Genomic DNA, 20,582 nt, shown 5'->3' on the forward strand with positions numbered 1-20,582 from the left:
CACCCACGAATCCAGATCCGGCACCAAGCCAGCGACTAGATCCGGCAATGGACCCCAATGGCGTTGCAGCTCATACCGATACACCCGCCACACGTCGGCACGACTCCGGGCGACTCCCACCTCTACGGCGCTCACGGCAACCACTACAACAGATAACAGAGACCGCGGGGCTATAGATCGTGTGGCGCCACCACCAAGGCCGACTCAGTGAAGCCGTTGACCTCGACGAATACGAGGCGAACCTGGCCACCCTGCTGGCACTGCTCGGTGAGCGGGCACGTCAGGTCCTGGTGATCGGGGAACCGCCGATGGGCTGGGAACCAGGCATCAACGTCCCCGCTGCCAATACCGAACTGCTCACATACAACGCCGCCGCCCGCCGCTCCGCGGAGTTCGCTGGCGCACACTACATCGACTTGTGGGACCAGATCGTCGACGCCGCAACCTGTTACGGGTGGCACCCGAACAATCCGGCCGCGCCTGCTCCCGGTGCTGTGAGTGTGTGGAGCGACGGGGTCCACCTATCCGAACACGGCGACGAGTTGCTGCGTAGGACCGTCGCCGACTACATCGCCGAACGCCGCCTGCTCGCGGACCTGCTCATCACCCGCGACCACGACGGCGCGGCATCTGACAACCTCGCCGACTAAAGAACGCCCGAAGTGTCCTGGATAGGCGCGGCGCCTATGTCGCAGACCCGTTGTGCCCCATTGTCGGTGGTGTCACCGGTCGGCCAGAAGTTCGCTCGATTGCACCGAGCCCGGATCGAGCCGCCGCATCATCACGACCTCAGTTAGCGCGGAGTTGTTCGCGTAGGGTCGGCGCTGCGCCGTCCGGGTATAGCCGTTGCGCTGGTAAAACCGCACGGCGCGGGTGTTGGTCTCTACGACATCGAGGCCGATCCAATCGACTCGCGCCTCATCGACTGCCCAGCGGTGAACGGTCGCAAGCAGCTGATCAGCCAGGCCCGAGCCGCGCGCACGGCGCCGGACATACGCACCCCAGACCATCGCCCATCGGGCACCATCAGGCACCGGTACCAGAAGCTCTGGCCGGTCACGTTCGGAGTCGATGAAGCCGCCCAGCATCCCCACAAACTCGCCCTGTTCGCTATCGGTGGCCACGGCAAGAATCTGGCGGCCGGGCGCGCAGCTGCGTGCAATGCGCGCTTCCCAGTCCGCCGGGTGAAGTGTTGCTGCCTGCTCGGCGGTCTCGCCGAAGGCACTCGGGTACTCGCGTAGGGCAGCCAACCGGACCGCGCGCAACCGCTCACCGTCACCGGTCTGGACACGTCGGATTTCCCAGGTCATGAGTCGAATCTAGGCCCGTCGGCAACGAGATATCGGCGACCGGTTACTTCGTCTTGGTCAACCGCGGATTGCGGGCGCGGGCTTCCGATTGTTTGGAGGTCCGGCCACCGGGTTCGGGGTAGGGAAGGGCGGCTGCACCCATTCAGCGTGATCTGCGGTGGATCAGGTCTGGTCCGGTCAGCACCGATGGCGTGAGGGTCGTTGTGGTGGGGATCCGCCAAGCACCCTCGGTGGCCTGTTCGAGTAGGAGGTCGTAGGCACGACCTAGTTCATTCACCTGCTCGCTGGCGAGCGCGAGTTCGCTGCTGCTCGGCCGGATGGGAGTCCGGTCCCCCAGGAGCAGGCACCAGCTCGCCAGTCGATCGACGATCCCGCCGACCGATTCCGCATACGCCGGTGCGGCCATTCGAGGCTTCGGAAGCGTGGCCAAGGCGAGTGCGTCCAGCGCTAATGCGCACATCCGCCGTCGCTGATCGACCCCGGCGACGTTGATTAGCATCAGCCGATCGCGGTGCAGCTCAGTCAATTCCGAGGCCAGCTCGATCGCCGAATCACACGTTGCGACACCAGTGCAGACCATCGGCAGTCCCCGGCACGCGTGTTCGAGGAGGACCGAGTCAGGCAGTCCGGAGAGGTTTGCTCGGCCGACCGTGAGATTCATCGAACGCGCCGTTCGCCGCGCGTTCCGCTACGCATCCGCTGGTGAACAGCGTCCTGCAGATGTCGATCGGGCCGGATGATGGAGTGCGGCCGACCGCCCCCACGCGGCCAGCACAACGGCGGATCCACCGTCCAGACTTCGACCGTTCGTCGCACGGTGTCCATCCAGCCCCGCAGGTGTCGCTCCGACGGCACCAGAACCACATCAGTCCTGGTGGAGTTCAGATGGGCCAGCAAGACGACCAGGTCGGTCACGACGTGGGTGTCGCGGGCAGACAGGTCCAGCTTCATCCGTCGTGCCAAGGCGCGCACGCTGTCCACCTCGGCCTGGACGCCCTGGCCCGAGAAATCCTGGCGGACAATCGCTATCGCCCTCATGAGGCGGCGCTTCTAACCGAACTCACCGACACCGACGGTGTCAGTGCCAGCGGAATTCTGGCCCAGGTCAGGGTGTCACCCGCCGGCGGCATCACACGGCCGTGCTCAGCGAACTCCGTCAGCGCATCAAAGTCGGCGCTCCAGCGCCGATGTATAGACGCGGAGGTCAGGAGGACGCCTGCGGCGACGGCAACGGTCAGCGATGCCCAGAGTGCAAACTTTCGGATCATGTGGACTGTCGAATCTCGTCGTTGGGTGGTTGGGGAGAAGCGAGCTGCGTTGGCGCGCAACAGGCTTGGGAACTGGGATCGGGGAGGTTCAGGACAGCGGGCGACGAGGCGTAGGTAGTCGACGCGCTCCAGTTGCGACTTCTTCGCGCAGGGCGTCGTAGGCGCCGAGCAGTTGGAAAAGTTCGAGTGCTTCGGGTAGTTCGGTGGTTCCATCACGGTGCGTGTCGATCTCGATCCACAGCAGAACCACGCGCGAGAGGACTGCACCGACGGATTCTGTGTGGTGGGGGGCGGACGAACCGACCGCGACGCTGCCGGACTCGATCCGCCGAGCTATCTCACAGTCGATCTGGAAGATGGTGTGCTCGACATCAGAGGCGACCGCGGTGACTGTCGCGGCGGCGACGGTCAGCACCGCCGGTGGTAGGCCCTCGGTAGCAAGGTCTGTCGCGGCAGCACGGTAGGCACGATGCTGGGCGTGCAACTGCTGCAGGGCGATGATCAACTCGGGGTGCCGATGGGGGAGCACAGCATGTGGAGTTGCGAGGGCTTCCAGAACTGTTTTCGGGCTCGGCAGAATTGGGCGCGTGTCGGATCGGGTCATCATCGAGTCCCAGCGTTGAAGCGTTCGTAGTGGATCGGTGTGTGGGTGACCAGGTCAGACCACTCATCGGCTAGTACGGCGACTGCTGTCCATGCTGCGTGGACTGCATCCCCTGCCGGATCTGTCGTAGCCAGCAACCGGCGCGCGCAGGCGCCGGCGCGAGTCAGTTCGTCGATGAGCGCGCCCACCGAGGCGGTCTCCGCGACGGCTACACCGACATTTGCCGCCACCCACAGATCGATAGCGTCGACCAAGACGCGACGCCGTCGTGCCGCGACCGCCTGTTTTCGCGAAGGCCACCGCTTGCGGTGAAGTTTCGCCAGCGCGCGAGCCAGTCGAGTGAGCGGATGTTCGAGTGCGGCGCCGCCGCCCACGGCGGCGATGTGGAGCTCGTGCCAGTCCGGTAGTACACCAGCGCTGTGGTCAGCTGACATTGTGTACACCGCCGGAATTCGGAGACGTGTCGCCACGTTTGGTGGTTCGACGGACGGAATCTACGACCACTAATCCCGAGGGTCTGAATGTGTCGCGCGGTTCTTCGACCCAATGCCGAAATTGGTCGAGCCGTGATGCAGGAAGCGCGATTTCCGCTCCGTTGCGCACCACCGAGACATTGAGCCGGAACAGTTCAGTGAAAAGCGGCGGGACGTCCTCATTGGGCAGATCGGCTCGTACGAGAAACGTCCATCGGCCTGATCGCTGATTGCCCACGATCGGACCGAGGGCAAAGCCGTGGTCTTTCATGTCGTTGGCGACGGCTTGGCCTCGATCGCCCGGCATCGTGATGCCCACGATCCGACCGGTCGTCAGCAAGATCCGTTCCGTTGCCGAGTCCAGTGCCACCGGCATTCCGCATGTCAGGCGGTAGAACCGGGAACTCTGCTCGGCGGCGCTGGTCTGTACTTGATGGTCCATCGGAGCCCCCTTACTTCAGTCGATTCGGCAGCGACGCCGCGAAATTCGTGCTTCGCGTTATCCGATCCGGGTAACTTTTCGGCTCGTCGCTTCAAATCAGTCTGCGGGGCGCTCTACGCTGGCCGTAGAGCTTCGATGCGGACATAAATCTGTCCGCATCGATCACCGAATCCCAAAGGGGATCAAGCGATGCCACAGCAGATGCGCCAGCTGACCGTCGAAACACCGCACCAGGTGTTCGGCGCCGAACTCCGGCACTGGCGCACTTTGCGCGGCCTCTCCCAGGCAGCGCTCGGGGCGATTACCTCCGACAGCGGCGCACTTATCGGCAAGGTCGAGAAGGCCGATCGAGTCGGCAACCTGCCATTCGCGCAGCGGATGGACTCGGCACTCAACACCGGCGGGGCACTCGAACGCATGTGGCGACGCATGGAACAGGCCGCCGCCAATCCAAGCACCGACACCGCCGATGCCGCCGAGGAGTTGCTGCCGAACAACCCATGGGCCACGCTGCCGGTGCCCGAGCTGCTGCGCGAATGGCAGGCCAGCGACGTCCCCGACATCGGCCAGAGCGGCACCAACAGACGACGCATCGGCCAGGCCGACATCGACATCATGTGGACGATGTGCAACGCGCTCACCGCCGCCGATCGACATCTCGGCGGCGGCTACGCCCGCGACACCCTCACAGCATTCCTGCGCAGCACAGTCGCTCCCGCACTACACGGCACATACGACGCATCGATCGCAACCGAATTGCACACCGTCAGCGCCCGCCTGGCCGACCTCGCAGGCTTCATGGCTTTCGATACGGCACGACAGACCGCAGCCCGCAAATGGTTCGGCACGGGTCTCGTACTGGCCAGGGCCGCTGGCAACGTGGCGCTCGGGGCACATATATTCGCCGACATGGCCATGCAGGCGCACCACACAGGCCGCCGATCCGACGCGGTCACGCTCGCCGAGACAGCCGTGAGTACTGCACGGCAGTCCGGTTCTCCCTCCACTGTTGCGCGCAGCAGTGCATTGCTCGCGCGCGCCCACGCCCTTGCCGGTGACCGTGCGGCGGCAGCACGGGCCTTGGCCGAGGCAGAACACCAGCTAGACCGCGCGCAACCTGCCGAAGAACCCGCGTGGATCCGGTTCTTCGGCGTCGAGCAACTAGCCGCCGAAGCCATGTACGTCGCGAGCGACGCAGGACAATTCGACCTTGTCCAGCACCATGCGCCCCTGGTCCTGGCCGCCACTGGCGATATGGAACGGCGCTACGTCCTCGCCTCATCAGCCTTAGCCAGTTCGCACATGGCCGACCCCTGCAACAGCGACGCCGACCACGCCGCGCAGATCCTCATCGAAGCAATACCCGCCGCCAGCACGGTGGTGAGCAGCCGTGGACTCGACGCGATCAACACCGTGCGCCGCCAGCTCGCCCCCCATTCATCGCGAGACCTGGTGCAGCAGGTGGAAAAGCAGTTCGCCGAGGTGATGGTGCCGATCGGATGATGACCGCACCCGCGAACCTTCACTCAACCCTTCACGCCGCCTGCACCGCGCGAGGCCTTAGCCCGGTCGGCGCGCACCTCATCCACCACTCCAGCAACGCTGTCTTCGTCCTGCCCGAACACCAAGCGGTGGCTCGAATCTCGACAGGAGCCGCGGACCTTCCGAGGGCCGTGCGAACTCGTGGGCTCACTGAGACGTTGTCCCAGCGTGGATTCGGCGCCACGGCACCGCTTCCCGAGGCCGAGCCGCTTGTCGTCGATGACCACGATGTCAGCTTCTGGAACTTCTACGCCCAGCCGACGGCGGCACCGGCGCCGACGTCACGAGAGCTAGGCAGGCTACTTCGCCGACTTCATTCCCTCGCTGTGCCCACTCAGATCGAACTTCCGCGCTGGGTACCTCTGGAGTCGCTGCATGCCGCCTTGACCGATCCGCGGACCTATTCCGAACACCTTCGCGCGTGCGAGCGTCAACGACTGCTCGAAATGGTCGAGGAAGTTCGTCTCGACATCGCGAGCATCGATTGGCCACTGGGCGAGGGCATGATCCACGGCGATGCCTGGGCAGGAAACCTGCTGTGGCACAACACCGGAGCTGCGCTCAATCCGATTCTGGGCGACTGGGACTGGGCTAGCATCGGTCCCCTCGAAGTCGACTTGATCCCCACGTGGCACGCAGCCATTCGATTCGGTCGCGACCGTGAATGGGTTGAGGCTTTCGTCGACGAGTACGGATACGACCTCACCGAATTCGGCCGCGGCTTCCGAGCCCTGCGCCGGATGCGTGACCTCGTTCAAGTGAGCGGCCCTCTCCGTCGCGCTGGTGCGTCTCCAGAGCATGCCGCGAGGCTTCGGCAGCGGGTCGAAGGCATCCTGTCCGGTGATGAGTGCGGAATATGGAGCCAGTACGCCTGACTTGTTGTCGGTGGGCGCCCGCAGGAACAGGCGCCCACCGTGCCACTGGGATGCTCGGCCGTCTCAAAGTGATCACCCGGGGTAGCGAGAGCGACGCTACTGCCGAGACCACGTCAGCGGTTGTCCAGTGGGACATGGGATGTGGGTCCTGGACGCTGGACATTGATGCGTAGAGGATCTCGCTGGTCGGCGTGAGCGGAAACCGAAATGTCCCGCGATGCGTGGGCGGCGGGGCAGCGTGTTGGACAGCGGTTGCGGAACTATCGACCGTTGACAGTTCGGACAAGCTCGGCCCAACTGACCGCTGCGGCATCGACTTCGGCCCACGCTGAGCGCTTCTCTGCGTCGGTGGCCGGGGTGGCAGGTGCTATTCGGTGATCGGCTGGCAGAGACAGGTGCTCGGCGCGCAAGTACGCGGCGGCGAGCGCGTCGATGGATTCGCCGGGAGATCGGAGGCCTGCTGCGGCGAGCGGACCGTCGAGGACGTGGAGTTCGGTCCAGTCGTCGATCGCACGGACCAGCTCGGCGCGGCGGACGGTGATCGCCGGGAGCCGGTCCGGGGTGATGACGGCTTGCCGATGCAAGGTCATCGTCTGGCTTGCCCACTGGCAGATCAGGTGATCACCGCGGTGATACCCGGCAGCGCCTTGGAAGGACTCGATGACGTCGGCCGCCGGCGGCAGCAGTGCGTAGGGCGCGGACGGCGTGGTGGTCGAGTTGGTGCCGAGGGCCGTCGAGGTCACAGGAACAGTCCTAGGCAGGGAAGTGTCTTCTGGTCGGCGTGGACGTGGTCGTCGACGACGACGACCGCCAGGCGGGCTCGGTTGGCTTCGTCAGCGAATTCCCTTGCTGCGGCGGCGGGTGCGCGGTAATCCAGCACAGGGAAGCCGTCGAAGGCCACGGCTAGGTGTAGCTCGGTCGCTTCCATCACCGCTGCCCCACGCTCATGTCGTAGTACTGGCGCACGGCCGCGCCAAGGCGGTCGTCGTGTGTGCTGTGGCTGGGGCCTAGAGCCAGTTCGCAGCGGGTGAGGGTGCCGGTTCCGGATGCGGCGGGCTCGCGCGTGAGGGAATGGGAGTGTTCGCCGCAGGCCGCGCGCAGCGCCTCGCTGATCGGCACCGTGCTGATGTCGCGGGTCTCCTCGACCTCGACGAGGAGCACGGCAGCGCCCGGTGGAACGATCAGCCGGATAAGTGCACGCTCGGAGAGGGTTTCGGTGTTGCCGCGCCAGTATTGTTCGACGTCGCCGACGACCTCGGCCAGTACGGTGGTGACGATCTCGATCAAGGCATGGAGTTCTGCGCGGCGCAGTGCTTCGGTGGCCGCGTGTTGTGCGGGGACGGTGGCGAGTCCGAACGGGGTGACCTTGTGCTCGAGGAGGAGTCCGGTCTGCAGGCCGGATGGTGCCACCGGATGGTGTCGAAATCGGTGCCCGGCGTCCTGGCCACCGGTGTCGAGCCACATCACCCGTGCGCCGAGGGTCGACAGCAGTTGCACGACGGTTTCGGGTTCGATGCCCAGGCCGTCGAAGTGGTCGAGGGAATGGACCAGGACCTTCGAGTTCGGTGTCGTGCGCACCGCCGCGATGAGCCGCCACAGCGCAACGCTCGGGGGCGGCATCGTGAGGATCTGCTGGAGGTCGATCCGGTTGTGCCGCGCGATCGACCGGATCAGCGCGACGAGATCCAGGCCGCAGTGGCGAGCGGCCTTGTCGATCAACGACCACAGGTAGCCGACCGGAGACGGCCGCTCGTAGTAGATGCGGTTGGCGATGGTCGTGTCGTAGATCGCGGCGACCTCGCGCATCCGGGCCTCGATTGCGGCCATTTCTCCTGCGGTCCGGGCAATTTGGATGTAGCCATAGACGGGTTCAGTCATCGTCGCCGTCCTCGGTCGCCGAGAGATAAGCGCTGGCGGCGACGAACGCGACGCACCCGTACGCGTGGGCAACGTGGCGTCGCAACAGCGCGCGGGCCGAGTGCCAGGTGAGTTGGTCCGGATCGGCCGCGCACTCGGCCATTCGGCCGCTCGCGGCGGCCGGACTGAGGGCTGCACTTCGGCTGTTGCCCATGACGGCGGTCATCGCGACCGCCCGGGAATCGGATTCATACGCACTGGCCCCTCCGGAGCGTCTGGGTACCGACAAGACGTCCAGCAGGGCGCCTCCTAGTGGACTATGCCACTTGAAAGGCTAGTGGCATAGGCCACTTGCGAGAAGTGTGGAAATTTTTCAGGAGTTCGGTCGGAGGGTGATCGGGTATTCCTGCCGGAACGCCCAGGTCCCCGGCGGATAGATCGCCTCGTCAACTTGTAAAGGCGTCTCGCCAGGCCCATAGGCCACCAGCCAGTACACCAGCACCGCCGAGCCTGCATCCAGCTCCAGGTCTGCGCACTCGGTCTCGGTCGCAAGCCGGGCACTGACCTGGTCGCGGGCGAAACTGGCGCGCAGATCGAGGGTTTCGGCTAGGTAGCGCAGCGTCCCGCCGCGGAGGCGTTCGGCCACCAGCAGCGATGGGGCTTTCTCCGCCAGATCGGCCGGAAACCAGCTCGTGGAGAACTCGATCGGTCCACGGTGCTCGTTGGTGATGACCCGGCACCGGCGCACGACCGCAGAGCCCGGCTCGACACCGAGTGCAAGGGCGACATCTTCGGGCGCTTCCACCACTCCGACGAATGGGAACTCGACGGTCTCTGCATCGCTGTACATCGTGCCGAGCGCTGCCGCGCGGTCGTAGCGCTCACGCGCGCGGGGCGCCGCCGAGACATCGCGAACGACCGTCCCTGAGCCCACCCGGGATTCGACGAGTTGCTGGCGGCGGAGAACGGTGACCGCGCTCGATGCTGTCGGGCGCGAGACTCCCCAGTGTTTGGCTAGTTCCCGTTCGGAGGGAATCTTGTCGCCCGGACGCAGGTCACCGCGCACTATCTGATCGCGCAGATCGTTGGCGATCTGCTGGTACGGCGGCGGCTGCTGCTTGATCTTCGACACTGGGCTCGTCTCCTCGGTCGTTCAAGTAGCCTATGTCCCGGATCGTAGGCATAGGCCACTAGCCACATTAGCCACTTTCAAGGCGAAGGACAGCAGGCGATAGATGAGAACCGCGGTGATGTTCGCAGCCGGGGGAGGTGGCGACGCTGTCACCGCCACCATGCTGGCCCGCGCGTTATCCAGCGAGATCACCGTCACGGCGATCATGAGCTGGTCATGGGACCGGCTGCTGGTCGACCCGCTGCCGGGCCCGCGCAGCGCCGACGACTTCCACGGGCTGATCGCCCATGGCGATGGACTCCACCAAGTTCCGTCCACCGCGACGTTGACCACAGGCGGAGAGTCCACCCTCCCACGGCTCGCAAGCCACCTGGACCCAATGCCGCTGCTGTTGGCTGATCCTCGGGCCGGCGCATTCGGACTCAGCCGACAACTCCAAAGGGCGGCCGACGTGTTCAGCGCCGACTTGATCGTGGTGGTCGATGCCGGCGGCGACATCTTGGCGGCCGGTGACGAACCTGGCCTCCGCAGTCCACTGGCTGATTCGCTGGCGCTGGCCGCAGCGGTGAGGTCGACGCTGCCGACCCATGTATTGGTCACTGGGTTGGGGCTCGACGGAGAACTGACCGTCGCCGAGCTCGATCAGCGGCTTGTCGACCTCGACGCACACGAACTGAGTTCGCTGGGTCCCAGGGAAGTGGTTGGCCTGGAGAGTATTTGGGCCTGGCATCCATCGGAGGCGAATGCCTTGCTGGCGCTGGCTGCATCGGGTTGGCGGGGACGAGTCGAGTCCCAACGCGAGACCACGATCTCCGTCGACTCCCAGTGCACCGCGGTATTCCGCGTGGACCCCGCCCGCCTCACCAGCAACTCCATCGCGAAGAGCCTGACCGACACAACCAGTCTCGACAGCGCAGAACAGGCGGTGCGACGGCTCCGCGGGTTCAGCGACATCGACATCGAACGCCGCCGACTCCATACCCGCAGTCAGCCGCAGCATCCAGGCGCGGAAGCCATCGCCCATCTGGATCTCTATGCGGCAGCCGCAGTGAACCGGGGCATCGATGCATTGACCACCCGTCGGGTTCTGGAGCTCAGCGCGGCGACTGATTCGCAGTCGACGCTAGCGTTGCGTCAGCTACTGGAACACCACCGGCCCAACAACTTTCGCCCGCCTCTCTATCTGACATCGAGTTCGGATCTGCGGCGGTAAAGCTGCTTGCGCAGATTTGAAACACCGCGTGCTCACGCTGCGCCGATTACCGTGGCCTCTGGCGGCCGAGCAGGAGCGGGCCGTTGACCGCGGCGAGGGATCAGCAGGCGAGGAGTGGCGAGGGTGGTCGCGAGGCAAGTGGCGGTCTGCGGACCGCGCGATTGCAAGGACATCGACGCCGAGCGCGCCGAAGAAGTCGGTCGCCTCCTCGCGGAAGCGGGTGTGACCGTGCTGTGCGGCGGCGGCCGCGGCGTGATGGCGGCGGTGGCCAGTGGTGCCACTGCCGCAGGAGGCGTTGTGGTCGGCATCCGACCCGACACCGACCGCGAAGCGATCTGCGACGGGCTGTCGGTGGTGATCTGGACGGGTATGGGCGAGGCTCGAAACTCGATCATCATCGAGTCCGCCGACGCAGTAATCGTCATCGGTGGCTCCCCGGGGACACTGTCCGAACTCGCCCTGGCCAACCGTCGCGGCGGAATACCGGTCGTCCAGCTAGGGGGCTGGGAAGTCCTCGAAGACGGAAAGCCTGTCGACCTCGGCGCGGTCGCCACCACCGCTGCCGAAGCTGTAGCCGCGGCCCTGGCCGGAAATGCTGCCACCAATATCGACTTGGCCGAGTTGCAGTTCCAGCGCTACGACGCGGCTGGCGCCCGAGCACACCGTGACCTCGTCGAGGACATTTTCCGCCGCAGCTACAGCGCCGAGATCGCCGCCGAGGTGGCATTCGAAGACCCGGACGCGTTCATGGCTCGATTCGACGCGTACACCTCAGGCGACAACGCAGCAGGATTCGATCTGATCATCGCCACACACGACGGAAAGGCAGTCGGCCAGACCTGGGGATGGCCACTGGGCCCGACAACACGGTGGTGGGAGGGCCTGCAACTCGACAACGCTGCCGCCGGCGACCATGATGCGTTCGTCGCGGAGAATTGGCGCCGAACCTTCGCCCTCAGCGAGATCATGGTCGACACCGCATACGCCCGCCGCGGCATCGGGAGATCCCTGCACAACGAGCTGCTGGTCAACCGCACCGAGCCACGTGGCACGCTCCTGGTCGACCCCAACAACTCTGGCCCGTACGCGGCGTACAGGTCGTGGGGGTGGCGCAAGGTCGGCACGCTGACCCCTCACTGGCCGAATTCGCCGACCTTCGACGTACTGATCCGTTCACTCAGCACGTAGACCCTTCGTGCATACCTTCGCCCATCGAATCGGGCAGGGGGGACGTGGCATCTGCGCTGTTCAGGGCATGATCCGCGTATGCAGGGGACTGCAGCGTCGGCTTCGGATGCGAAGGTCGGCTTCTTTCGCGGGTTGTGATGCGGATCGTGGCGCCGGCGGGATAGGTGCGCTCGCGTGCCGGAATCGGTACCTGGCAACGGAGAAGGTGCAAGCCTGGCTGCTCGGATCCGGGGTCATCGACGATCCATCGCAGGAAGCGGCTATCGGCGAGGCCTTGAGCTCCGGGGTAACCCTGCGTCGTCGACGCGTGCGCTCTCAATACCTGTGTTCGTCGCCGGTTCGCGGGTGAAGGAGACTCAGCGCGTGACAACCTTGCGCGAATTGCTCCAACGCGCCGCAGACCGCGGCTTGTCCACCCGAGCCATGGAAGCTGCCGTTGAACGGGTAGCGACGACATCCGGCACACGCATGCGGCTCAACCGAGGTACCGCCTCACAGATCCTGTCCGGCAAGTACAAGTCCAAGCCGTCAGACTCCACGATCCGTGCCATCGCCCACCTGGCCGGTGTGCCCGACCTGGTCGCGTTCGCAGCGGCCGATCAGCCAGCACCCGACACGCTCGCCTTCCGTGCCGAGATCCCCAGCGAAGCCGACAAGCTCTCACCCCGCCGTCGGCGGATCGCCATCGACGTGATCCGCAGCCTGATCGAGGCGCAACAGCTCGAGCACCAGTTAGCTGAGGGCATACGGATCACCGCAAGCATGTCGCCCGATGAAGCCCGTGCCGCCATGTACCGAGTAGCCGAGATCTTCCCCGGTCTGGTCGAGGTCGTCGAGCACCGCTCGGGTGGTCGCGATGTAGTGCTCGGCTTCGACAGGTGAAGACCGCAAGTGCGTTGGTGCCTATGTCCCAGGCGGCCGACCTACCGGCGGCCGATTGGCCCAGAATCTGTCGAAGGTGTGAGGGTCGAAGACTTCCGCGATGTCGCCGGGATTCAACGGCGTAGGCGGCGGATCGAAGCCTTCCGGGTTCTCATCGTGTGCCTTCTTGGCTGCCTGTAGGGCAAGGGTGATCGCGGCCCGGGAGACGTTGTAGCGACGCGCGAGACCCGCGCGGCTGAGTGGGATCCAGGCCTCCGGTGCAGGTGATGTGCTCTCGGGCTCGGTCATCGACTCTCCGAATTCTGGATCGAGGTGATCTTCAGCGTCTGACGGACGTGGACTGGTGGGGTCGTATAAGTACACATGACCGGGTTGCCCCGGCAGCGGAAAGGTGGGGCGGGTTCGACACTGGCCCCCACAACACGCTACCTAAATACTTAACATGTGTTTTGAATTTGATGTAGTGTTGCCCGTAGATGCTCCGCTTGCCGGCAGTGTCGGCGTAGGCCGATAGGTTCTCCGTAGCAGCGCATCTGACCAAAGATCCCCTCGACCGAATCGGACTGGACGATGACCACTCCGCACCACGCAGACGCCGACCAGCATGCTGTCCTGGTTGCTGCGGATCAGTCGCTCACCCCATCGGGATGTCGCCTTACTGGACCGGTAGACAGCGCGGAGAAGCTCGGCGAGCTCATCGCCTGGGTGCGCCGCCGGGGCGGCCTCCAGCCCATTGGCACCCAGCTTCCTCAGGTATGGATCCTCGACGTCGAGGCGTGCGCTGCCCTCGATTGGGCACCAGCTGGCGAAAACGCGCCCTTGTCCCGTACCGACCTAACGCGGCGGGTCGCGGCCTCTGCTGCCGCCCTCATCGAGCGTGGATGGGCATTGTCTGGTGCGGGATCGCGAGTCCGACTCGCGCACAAGGACATCGGTGAGTTCGATGTCATCATCGCTCCTTTCGCTGACGTTCTCATGCCGCCTGAAGCCTCGGCGGGCGAAGTTGGCCGCATCTTGTCGCAGTGGGCAGCGCGATTCGGTGTCCTGCCCGGTATGGACGGGGCCGAGTGCGGCGCGGCGATCGAGAACCGCATCCGCCGAGCCAAGACCAAGGGGTTGGTGGTGCGCGATCCCGGTGCCGTGCCTTCCATCGTGGGCGATCTGGCCACAGGTGCCGGGCCCGCGTGGTCGCGGCCTCTTCTCGTGGAGGACATCGACGATCCAGGGGCTGAGTTCCTGGTCGAGCTCAACCAGCTTGCCGGACCGCTGGCCTCCGCGGGAATGCTCGCCCTCCCTGCTGGGGATCCGACGGTGGTATCGGCCGATCATGCCCGTGAGCTCGCGGCCGGCCGCAAACTCCCAGCAGCGTTGTGGCAGATCACCTTGCCTCCAGCCAATGGCTTGCAGCTTCCCGAGAAGCTTCCGCTGCCCGACCCACGCATGCGTGCCGACGAACCCGTCACGGTCTGGGTCACCACGTCAGGACTGATTGGGCTTTCCAGCCGGATCTCCGATGGCGGGACCGGCCTGGACATCGCTCAGCTGGGCATCAACGCCGCGGTGACCTGGCCGGAGCAGGGCCGGGCGCTGGCCGCATGGACCGACGAACTGCGCGACGCCCGCCACGCGTGGGTCGATGACGTCGCGCTTCTCGACTTCGTTGATGCGACCTGGAGTGGGTATCTCGCCCACCTGGCTTACCGGGAGTGCTGGCACGACAAGGGCGGGATGCAGCACCTGCAGCCGGTTTGGCTCGCCGCGATCGTGGAGGAAACGCGATTCCGCGGACGCCGCGCGGCGATGGGAATCGCCGACCGCTACCGGGTGTGGCCATTGATGGTTGACGACGTCGCCACCACGTTGGTGTATGCCGTCGCGCCCGGACAGGACCTCTCCGAGCCAGCGGGCCGACTCGGCAAGCTGAACATGACGGTCCGAGTCGACCTGCCCGACGAAACAATCATGGAATTGTTCCTCGCCGAAGACCGGACCGACACGGTCATCACCGCATTGCTCGGCCACGACGATCCGAGCCCCACGCCCGCGCCAACTCACTCAGCCGCTAGGCCCGAGCCTCAGCTCGATGAGTCCACATCTCCCGCGGCGACCGAGACGGTCTCAGACGACAAGGGGACATGTCATCAGGCCATGTCAGAGGCGGTTTCTAGTTCGGTCGAACCGGATATCGCAGCTGCGGAACCGGTTCCGGGAACTGGAGGGGCAGCCGAGTCGGCATCGGCCCGGCCGGTGAAGACGATGCGCCGCCCGGAACCTGCGGATGCGGAGTGCTGCTCCGGTCCAGCTGCCGTCCTCGATGTCGACGGTGCGTGGCTCGGCGACGGAACCCGTATCGACCTCCCCGCTGAGATCGCGCATGTCGGGGACCTGGCGCGGTTTGCGCAGACGCTGCGCCTCGGGCACCGTATCTCACCCACATTCACAGAATCCGGGCAGATCTGGATCACAAACGAACTGGCAGAACAGTTCGGAATTGACGTTGATGCAGTCGGTGCCCGACGCACGCGCGCTGACGACCTGCGCAAGCTCACCGCCGACCTGCCGTTCTTCACCGGCGCCAGGGAAGCGGGTTGGAAGTTCGGCGGTCAGCGCGATGACGCAACTTCAGGACTGAGCGGCTGGACCCGCGTGTGGCACGACGACGTGCCGACGGTCTGGGTTGTGTTCCTGGCCGGGTTGACCGACGACCCCGACACCGACGACCCGGATATGCCTGTCCTGGAAGGTAACCCCGAACCAGCCGTACTGGCCCGTCGCCTCAAGCGGCTCGCCGATACCCTCGGCTACCCGTACAAGATCTCCGGGCCGACCACCGGCATGGACCTCGTCTTCGAAGCTCGACCGAGCACCTATGGTCCGAAGGAATGGCGCGAGAAGATCTGGGCACCTTCCACATTCGATCCGCCCGCAGGCGCGGGGATGATCGCCAACGACATCGAATGGACTCGGACCCCCACTCCGGAAGAGTCGACGAGGCGCTGGGTCCACGCCTACGATCGCGGCGGTTCCTACACCGCGGGCCTTCCCGGGCTGGAACTGCCGATCGGAGCACCGGTCCACCACGACGAGTGGGAGTTCGATCCGCGAGTGCCGGCCTACATCTTGACCCGCATTCCGCCCGCGCAGACCTGGCTGCTCCCGCACGTGCTCAGCCCGTCCGGTCGCGACTTCGGCGACAGCCCGCAATGGGTGTGCACCCCGCAGTTCGAACGTGCCCTCGCCCTAGGCTATGAGCTGCCGATCTACGAAGCCTGGGTGTGGCCCGAGCACGGTCGCATCCTGCGTGACTGGGCGAACAGGTTCTCCCGAGCCGCGAAAGAACTCGATACTGACGACGCCGATGATCAAGCAGTGCGCAAGCACGCCAAGATGATCCGCGTGCGCGGGTACGGGATGATCGGAAGCCAGCAGCTCATCGGAGACGACGGGAAGCCGCGCTCGCCCTACAGCCGCGAGAAGTGGCTCATGGGAGTCTCCAAGACCACCGCGAACATCGTCTACGCGCTCAACAACATCCTCGAACAGACCGGCGAAGCGCCGCTTGCCATCACCAAGGACACCATCGTCTTCGCCTCGAACGATCCGAACCCGCTCATAGCCTGGCCGATGGCAGAGATCGACACCGCCGCCGCAGCCGAGAACCCGAAACACCGTGCAACATTGGGCCGTGCCTTCGGACAGTGGAAGCCTGAAGCATCCGGCCTCCTCGCTGACCAGCTCAAATTCTTCGACGGCGGCCCCTACAAAGGCAAGCGCAAGCTGACCCGCTACGCAGACTGGAACGCCACTAGCGACGAAGGGGAGATCTGAGATGACCATCTCGCCGATGAAAATTGTCCGTTTGGGTGGCGGCTCGGCAGTGCGCGGCACCGTCGACATCAAGGCTGTCGCCGAGGGGGCCGACGTCTCGCAAAAAGCGGTGAAAGCAGCGGTTAAAGACCTCAAGGTCGAGGGCGTATCGGCCGTCTTCAAAGGGCTCTCCGGGCGCGAAGCCGCCGACGCCACCGGCAAGACGGGCTCTGACATCCGCGCAGCCCTGCTCGCCGCCTACGGGCCAGGACCTCGAGGCGGTCTGGTCAATGTGGCCGTGGCAGCGAAAGGCGAAGGAAAGTCGGCATCGACCATCAAGCGGTGGATCGCAGGAAAGGCCGAACCCAAACCAGACAACCTCAACCACCTGCTCGCCGCCGCACGCAAGGCCGCATCGACCAAGTCGGGCCGCACCACAGTGGTCAACGCACGCCTCGCCACACCGGCCGGCGCGAAAATGAAGAAATACGGCGCACGCCTCATCGTGTCCGGGATCCAAGGCCGCGAAGGCTACGAGCGGGACCGTACAGTCACCTGGGACCTCCCGCCAGATCTCGCCGAGGATGCGATGAAGGCCTTCGAGAAGGGCGGCGACGTCGGGCTGGCCGACTTCATGGCCGACTACGCCAACACCGACAACTACTCAAACCTCGACGACTGGAACGTCTTCAGCTTCGACCACGTTGCCCTCGACGAGAAGGCGAAATGAGCACCAACTCGACCTGGACTCGCGCCCGCCTGGTCGCTGCGCTCGCCGACTGCTACGGCCGCACCCCCCGCGGCGCAGTCGACACCAAAGCCGTCGCAGCCGACTTCGGCGTGACGCCCCGCACGGTTCGCAAATGGATGCACGGCGCCGATGCTGCCCTTGCAGCAATCCCTGCCGACCGGCTCCGCACCCTCACCACAGGGGGAGCCCGAACCGAACGCGAAGCCGACGGCAAAGCCGCGTACGCCCGCGAAGCCCTCGCCGCGATCGCGCTGCCGAAAGAGCGTGGCATCAAACAGCAATGGCGGGACCAAGGCTGGCTCGATACCCACTTCGTATTGCTCGTCCACCTCCACGGGCGTCCCTGGCATCAACTGATCCTCACCAAGCAGGGCAACGCCGCAGACCAAGCCCGCCGCCGCGGCGAGGTCCTCGACCAGACCGCGGTGCCCAACAAGTTCGCTGGCGATGTCCTCATCCACGCCGCGATGCAACGCCAAGCACCCTGGGCGATACGCCCATCCAAAGCGCAGCTCGCGGTCGGCCGCGGCCAGGTATGGACTGCCGACGCACCCGAGCTGAACCTGTCCGCACTCGCAGTCGACCTGGATGTGCGATGACCACCGCGCCCACACGAACAACCAGCACGCTGCTTGTCGACGTGCCCACTGTCCTGAGCTTCGCCTACCGCAGCATGCCGCTGACAGGAGCCACCACCGCTACCGGCCAACCGACCAACGCCATCTCCGGATTCCTCTCCGCCATCGTTGATCTGATCAACATCGAGCGCCCGACCCACGCCGCCGTTGTTCTCGACGGGCCGGGATCCAGCCGACGAGCTACACAGGTTCCGTCCTACCGCCCGCACCTCGCGCCCGCCGATCTGGCAGCTCAGCAACAGATCCTGCGTGAACTGCTTCAACTGCTGAATGTGCCCGTGCTCGAGGCACCCCCCGGGTATGAAGCGGCGGACCTGATCGCCTCCCTCGCAGGAGCAGCGCAGAGCCCCGTGCTCATCCTCAGCACCGATGAACGAATCCTTCAATGCGTCACCGACACAATCACTCTCATCCGCCCGAGACTGGACCGTGACCCCGAACGGTTGACCCCGACCGAGGTTCATATCCGGCTCGGGATCGATGCCGGCAGTGTTGTCGACTACCTGGCGCTGCGCGGAGACAAACCGCGAGGTCTCGCGCCAGTCCCGGGCGTAGGGGAGCGCTCCGCGAAGACCTGGCTGTCCGGCGCGGGGACCCTCGACGCACTTCTCGCTGAGGACCAGCCCCGCCGTGGCGGCCTGGATCTGCGTAACCACGCCACCAAACTGCTCACCTACCGCCAGGTGCTGCGCCTGGACCCCACGCTGGCCGGACACGGCTCCAATGACCTGCGCCTGGCCCCGCCCACTACGGCGCGTCAGGAAATCGTGCAACGCTTCGACGAGCTGGCCATGCCATCCCAGGGCGCAGCCGCACTGAAAGCCTTCGCCGGCTCGGACACGGACTCGCCGAGCACCCACCGCATTCCCGCCGACCACCTCACGTCATGGCTCACCGACCACGCGCGCAGCCGCGGTCGCCACAGCTTTGCGATCCAGGCAGCTCCCGTCGGGGAGGCCGTCGCCATCACCACGCCCACCGGCACAACCGGCTACTTCGACCTGGCCCAGGCCAGCGCCGGAGACCGCGATGCGCTCGCCGCCTGGCTTTGCGACACCGCCGTCACCAAGGCCGTACATGACCTCAAATCCATGATCCACGCCCTCCGCGCTGAAAGCTGGCCCATCGACGGCGTACAGATCGACACCGCGCTCGCTGCGTACCTTCTCGCGCCCAACGCCGCCGACTACACCCTCGGCGCGGCCGCCGCTCGCCACCTCGAAGACGTCAACCCCTCGACCCTGAACACCACCGATAACCTGTTCAGCCCGCCCCAGGGCGGATCCCCCGCCGCGGCCGCCGCCCAGGTGACTGCGAGACTCGCCGACACGCTGCTGGCCGAGCTCGCACATCGGGGGATGGCCGAGCTCGCGGCCACCATCGAACTGCCCGTTGCCGCGATTCTCTCCGACATCGAACACCGCGGCATCGCGGTCGATCGGCCTCACCTGATCGTGCTTCGCGCCGAGTTCGCCGCCGCCGCGGCCGCCGCCACCGCCGCCGCGGTCGAGATCCTGGGCCGCCCGATCAACCTCGGCTCGACACCGCAACTCCAGCAGGCGCTGTTCACCGACCTAGGACTGCCGCGCACCCGCAAGATCAGAAGCGGGTACAGCACAGCCGCTGACGAGCTGACCAAACTGCTCGACACGACCGAGCACCCGTTCCTGCAGAAGGTCCTTGACCACCGCGCCGCGGCCAAACTCGGCGCCATCATCGACGGCCTGCTCAAGCACATCGAGACCGACGGCCGGATCCACACCACCCTGTCGCAGACCACCGTGGAAACCGGGCGCCTGTCCTCCCTCTCCCCGAACCTGCAGAACATCCCGATCCGCAGTGCTGCAGGCCTGCGAATCCGCGAAGCCTTCGTCCCTGGGCCCGGATTCGATTACCTCCTCGCTGCCGACTACAGCCAGATCGAGATGCGGATCATGGCCCACGCATCCGGCGACCAGCACCTGATCGACGCATTCACCAGTGGCGAGGACATGCACCGCTTCACCGCTGCCCTCGCCTTCGGCATCCCCCTCGACGAGGTCACCGATACCCAACGAAGCCGCGCCAAAGCCATCTCCTACGGCCTTGCCTACGGTCAGCAAGTACGCGGCCTCGCCACCGAACTGAACATCCCGATCGCTGAGGCTCGAGAGCACTACATTGCCTACTTCGCCCGCTTCGGCGCCGTGCGCGACTACCTCGATGCTCTCGTCGAGAAAGCGCGACGTACTGGATACACCGAGACTTTGTTCGGGCGTCGCCGCTACCTACCAGATCTCAACGGCGACAACCCTCGCGCCACCGACGCCGCCGAGCGTGCCGCGCTGAATGCCCCGATCCAGGGCACTGCCGCCGACATCATCAAAACTGCGATGACCACCGTCGAGACCGCGATCCGGTCGGCAGGGCTGCGCGCGCGGATGATCCTGCAGATCCACGACGAACTGTTGTTTGAGGTGCCCGCAGACGAAGTCGACAGGCTCAGTGCCCTCCTGCGCGAAGTCATGCCGCGAGCAGCGAAATTCGCTGTCCCGCTTGATGTGACAGTCGGAGTCGGTCGCACCTGGGCCGCAGCCCACGGCTGAATCGCCATGAGCCAT

At 65.5% G+C, this 20,582-nt stretch carries 22 protein-coding genes; 10 read left to right on the forward strand and 12 right to left on the reverse strand.

Going from position 1 to position 20,582, the window contains the following annotated elements:
• The first annotated feature begins 179 nt into the window (after positions 1 to 179).
• Positions 180 to 650, forward strand: coding sequence for a DUF459 domain-containing protein (locus tag NS1_RS17155; protein ID WP_062985836.1), 471 nt, complete (start codon positions 180 to 182; stop codon positions 648 to 650).
• Positions 651 to 722: 72 nt separating this feature from the next.
• Here NS1_RS17155 and NS1_RS17160 read toward each other — a convergent pair whose 3' ends face one another.
• The 6 genes from NS1_RS17160 to NS1_RS17190 all read right to left on the reverse strand — a co-directional run bounded on the left by NS1_RS17160 (position 723) and on the right by NS1_RS17190 (position 4,025).
• Positions 723 to 1,310, reverse strand: a complete 588-nt coding sequence (locus tag NS1_RS17160) for a GNAT family N-acetyltransferase (protein WP_062985838.1) — start codon at positions 1,308 to 1,310, stop codon at positions 723 to 725.
• Positions 1,311 to 1,452: 142 nt separating this feature from the next.
• On the reverse strand, positions 1,453 to 1,809 hold the full coding sequence (locus tag NS1_RS17165; RefSeq protein ID WP_157125256.1) for a hypothetical protein: 357 nt from the start codon (positions 1,807 to 1,809) through the stop codon (positions 1,453 to 1,455).
• 158 nt (positions 1,810 to 1,967) lie between these two features.
• A complete protein-coding gene (locus NS1_RS17170; RefSeq protein WP_062985841.1) occupies positions 1,968 to 2,348 on the reverse strand; it encodes a hypothetical protein in 381 nt (126 codons plus the stop codon).
• A gap of 318 nt (positions 2,349 to 2,666) precedes the next feature.
• Complete coding sequence (locus NS1_RS17180) at positions 2,667 to 3,107, reverse strand: hypothetical protein (protein ID WP_062985845.1); 441 nt, start codon at positions 3,105 to 3,107, stop codon at positions 2,667 to 2,669.
• Between the two features lie 74 nt (positions 3,108 to 3,181).
• Positions 3,182 to 3,616: a hypothetical protein gene (locus NS1_RS17185; protein WP_062985847.1), complete on the reverse strand. Its 435-nt coding sequence runs from the start codon at positions 3,614 to 3,616 to the stop codon at positions 3,182 to 3,184.
• A complete protein-coding gene (locus NS1_RS17190) occupies positions 3,606 to 4,025 on the reverse strand; it encodes a DNA-directed RNA polymerase subunit beta (protein ID WP_157125257.1) in 420 nt (139 codons plus the stop codon). The genes NS1_RS17185 and NS1_RS17190 overlap by 11 nt, the downstream gene beginning before the upstream one ends.
• 261 nt (positions 4,026 to 4,286) lie before the next feature.
• On the opposite strand from NS1_RS17190, the gene NS1_RS17195 reads away from it, so the two are divergent.
• Entirely contained in the window at positions 4,287 to 5,600 is a 1,314-nt protein-coding gene (locus NS1_RS17195; RefSeq protein ID WP_062985851.1) for a helix-turn-helix domain-containing protein, read from the forward strand.
• Positions 5,600 to 6,514: a phosphotransferase family protein gene (locus tag NS1_RS17200; RefSeq protein WP_373864341.1), complete on the forward strand. Its 915-nt coding sequence runs from the start codon at positions 5,600 to 5,602 to the stop codon at positions 6,512 to 6,514. Before NS1_RS17195 ends, NS1_RS17200 begins: the two co-directional genes overlap by 1 nt.
• A gap of 260 nt (positions 6,515 to 6,774) precedes the next feature.
• On the opposite strand, the gene NS1_RS17205 is transcribed toward NS1_RS17200, so the two are convergent.
• The 5 genes from NS1_RS17205 to NS1_RS17225 all read right to left on the reverse strand — a co-directional run bounded on the left by NS1_RS17205 (position 6,775) and on the right by NS1_RS17225 (position 9,503).
• Positions 6,775 to 7,257 carry a hypothetical protein gene (locus tag NS1_RS17205; RefSeq protein ID WP_062985855.1) on the reverse strand — a complete coding sequence of 161 codons (483 nt, stop codon included), beginning with the start codon at positions 7,255 to 7,257 and terminating at the stop codon, positions 6,775 to 6,777.
• A complete protein-coding gene (locus NS1_RS17210; RefSeq protein WP_062985857.1) occupies positions 7,254 to 7,442 on the reverse strand; it encodes a hypothetical protein in 189 nt (62 codons plus the stop codon). Before NS1_RS17210 ends, NS1_RS17205 begins: the two co-directional genes overlap by 4 nt.
• Positions 7,442 to 8,392, reverse strand: coding sequence for a hypothetical protein (locus tag NS1_RS17215; RefSeq protein WP_157125259.1), 951 nt, complete (start codon positions 8,390 to 8,392; stop codon positions 7,442 to 7,444). Before NS1_RS17215 ends, NS1_RS17210 begins: the two co-directional genes overlap by 1 nt.
• On the reverse strand, positions 8,385 to 8,597 hold the full coding sequence (locus NS1_RS17220) for a hypothetical protein (RefSeq protein ID WP_062985861.1): 213 nt from the start codon (positions 8,595 to 8,597) through the stop codon (positions 8,385 to 8,387). Before NS1_RS17220 ends, NS1_RS17215 begins: the two co-directional genes overlap by 8 nt.
• 147 nt (positions 8,598 to 8,744) lie before the next feature.
• Positions 8,745 to 9,503 carry a GntR family transcriptional regulator gene (locus NS1_RS17225; protein ID WP_062985863.1) on the reverse strand — a complete coding sequence of 253 codons (759 nt, stop codon included), beginning with the start codon at positions 9,501 to 9,503 and terminating at the stop codon, positions 8,745 to 8,747.
• A gap of 103 nt (positions 9,504 to 9,606) precedes the next feature.
• Here NS1_RS17225 and NS1_RS17230 point away from each other — a divergent pair, with 103 nt between their 5' ends.
• From NS1_RS17230 to NS1_RS17245, 3 genes are all read left to right on the forward strand, one after another.
• Positions 9,607 to 10,716 carry a DUF1152 domain-containing protein gene (locus tag NS1_RS17230; RefSeq protein ID WP_062985865.1) on the forward strand — a complete coding sequence of 370 codons (1,110 nt, stop codon included), beginning with the start codon at positions 9,607 to 9,609 and terminating at the stop codon, positions 10,714 to 10,716.
• A gap of 123 nt (positions 10,717 to 10,839) precedes the next feature.
• Positions 10,840 to 11,904 (forward strand): SLOG cluster 4 domain-containing protein, encoded by a 1,065-nt coding sequence (locus NS1_RS41705; RefSeq protein WP_255284576.1) that lies wholly within the window; start codon positions 10,840 to 10,842, stop codon positions 11,902 to 11,904.
• A 363-nt stretch (positions 11,905 to 12,267) separates the two neighbouring features.
• Entirely contained in the window at positions 12,268 to 12,786 is a 519-nt protein-coding gene (locus NS1_RS17245; RefSeq protein ID WP_157125260.1) for a hypothetical protein, read from the forward strand.
• A gap of 21 nt (positions 12,787 to 12,807) precedes the next feature.
• Here NS1_RS17245 and NS1_RS17250 read toward each other — a convergent pair whose 3' ends face one another.
• Positions 12,808 to 13,074: a hypothetical protein gene (locus NS1_RS17250; protein WP_062985869.1), complete on the reverse strand. Its 267-nt coding sequence runs from the start codon at positions 13,072 to 13,074 to the stop codon at positions 12,808 to 12,810.
• A 282-nt stretch (positions 13,075 to 13,356) separates the two neighbouring features.
• On the opposite strand from NS1_RS17250, the gene NS1_RS17255 reads away from it, so the two are divergent.
• Genes NS1_RS17255 through polA form a run of 4 tightly spaced genes read left to right on the forward strand, consistent with a single transcriptional unit; the run spans position 13,357 to position 20,567 of the window.
• On the forward strand, positions 13,357 to 16,614 hold the full coding sequence (locus NS1_RS17255) for a hypothetical protein (RefSeq protein ID WP_063816171.1): 3,258 nt from the start codon (positions 13,357 to 13,359) through the stop codon (positions 16,612 to 16,614).
• Between the two features lies 1 nt (position 16,615).
• A complete protein-coding gene (locus NS1_RS17260) occupies positions 16,616 to 17,323 on the forward strand; it encodes a hypothetical protein (RefSeq protein ID WP_062985873.1) in 708 nt (235 codons plus the stop codon).
• On the forward strand, positions 17,320 to 17,943 hold the full coding sequence (locus NS1_RS40840) for a hypothetical protein (protein WP_062985875.1): 624 nt from the start codon (positions 17,320 to 17,322) through the stop codon (positions 17,941 to 17,943). Before NS1_RS17260 ends, NS1_RS40840 begins: the two co-directional genes overlap by 4 nt.
• The gene (gene polA / locus NS1_RS17270; protein ID WP_062985877.1) at positions 17,940 to 20,567 is read left to right on the forward strand and encodes a DNA polymerase I; all 2,628 of its coding nucleotides are present in this window, start codon (positions 17,940 to 17,942) and stop codon (positions 20,565 to 20,567) included. Before NS1_RS40840 ends, polA begins: the two co-directional genes overlap by 4 nt.
• Positions 20,568 to 20,582: the final 15 nt, after the last annotated feature.

It is taken from the genome of Nocardia salmonicida NBRC 13393, from assembly GCF_001613085.1.
Classification (GTDB): Bacteria; Actinomycetota; Actinomycetes; order Mycobacteriales; family Mycobacteriaceae; genus Nocardia; species Nocardia salmonicida.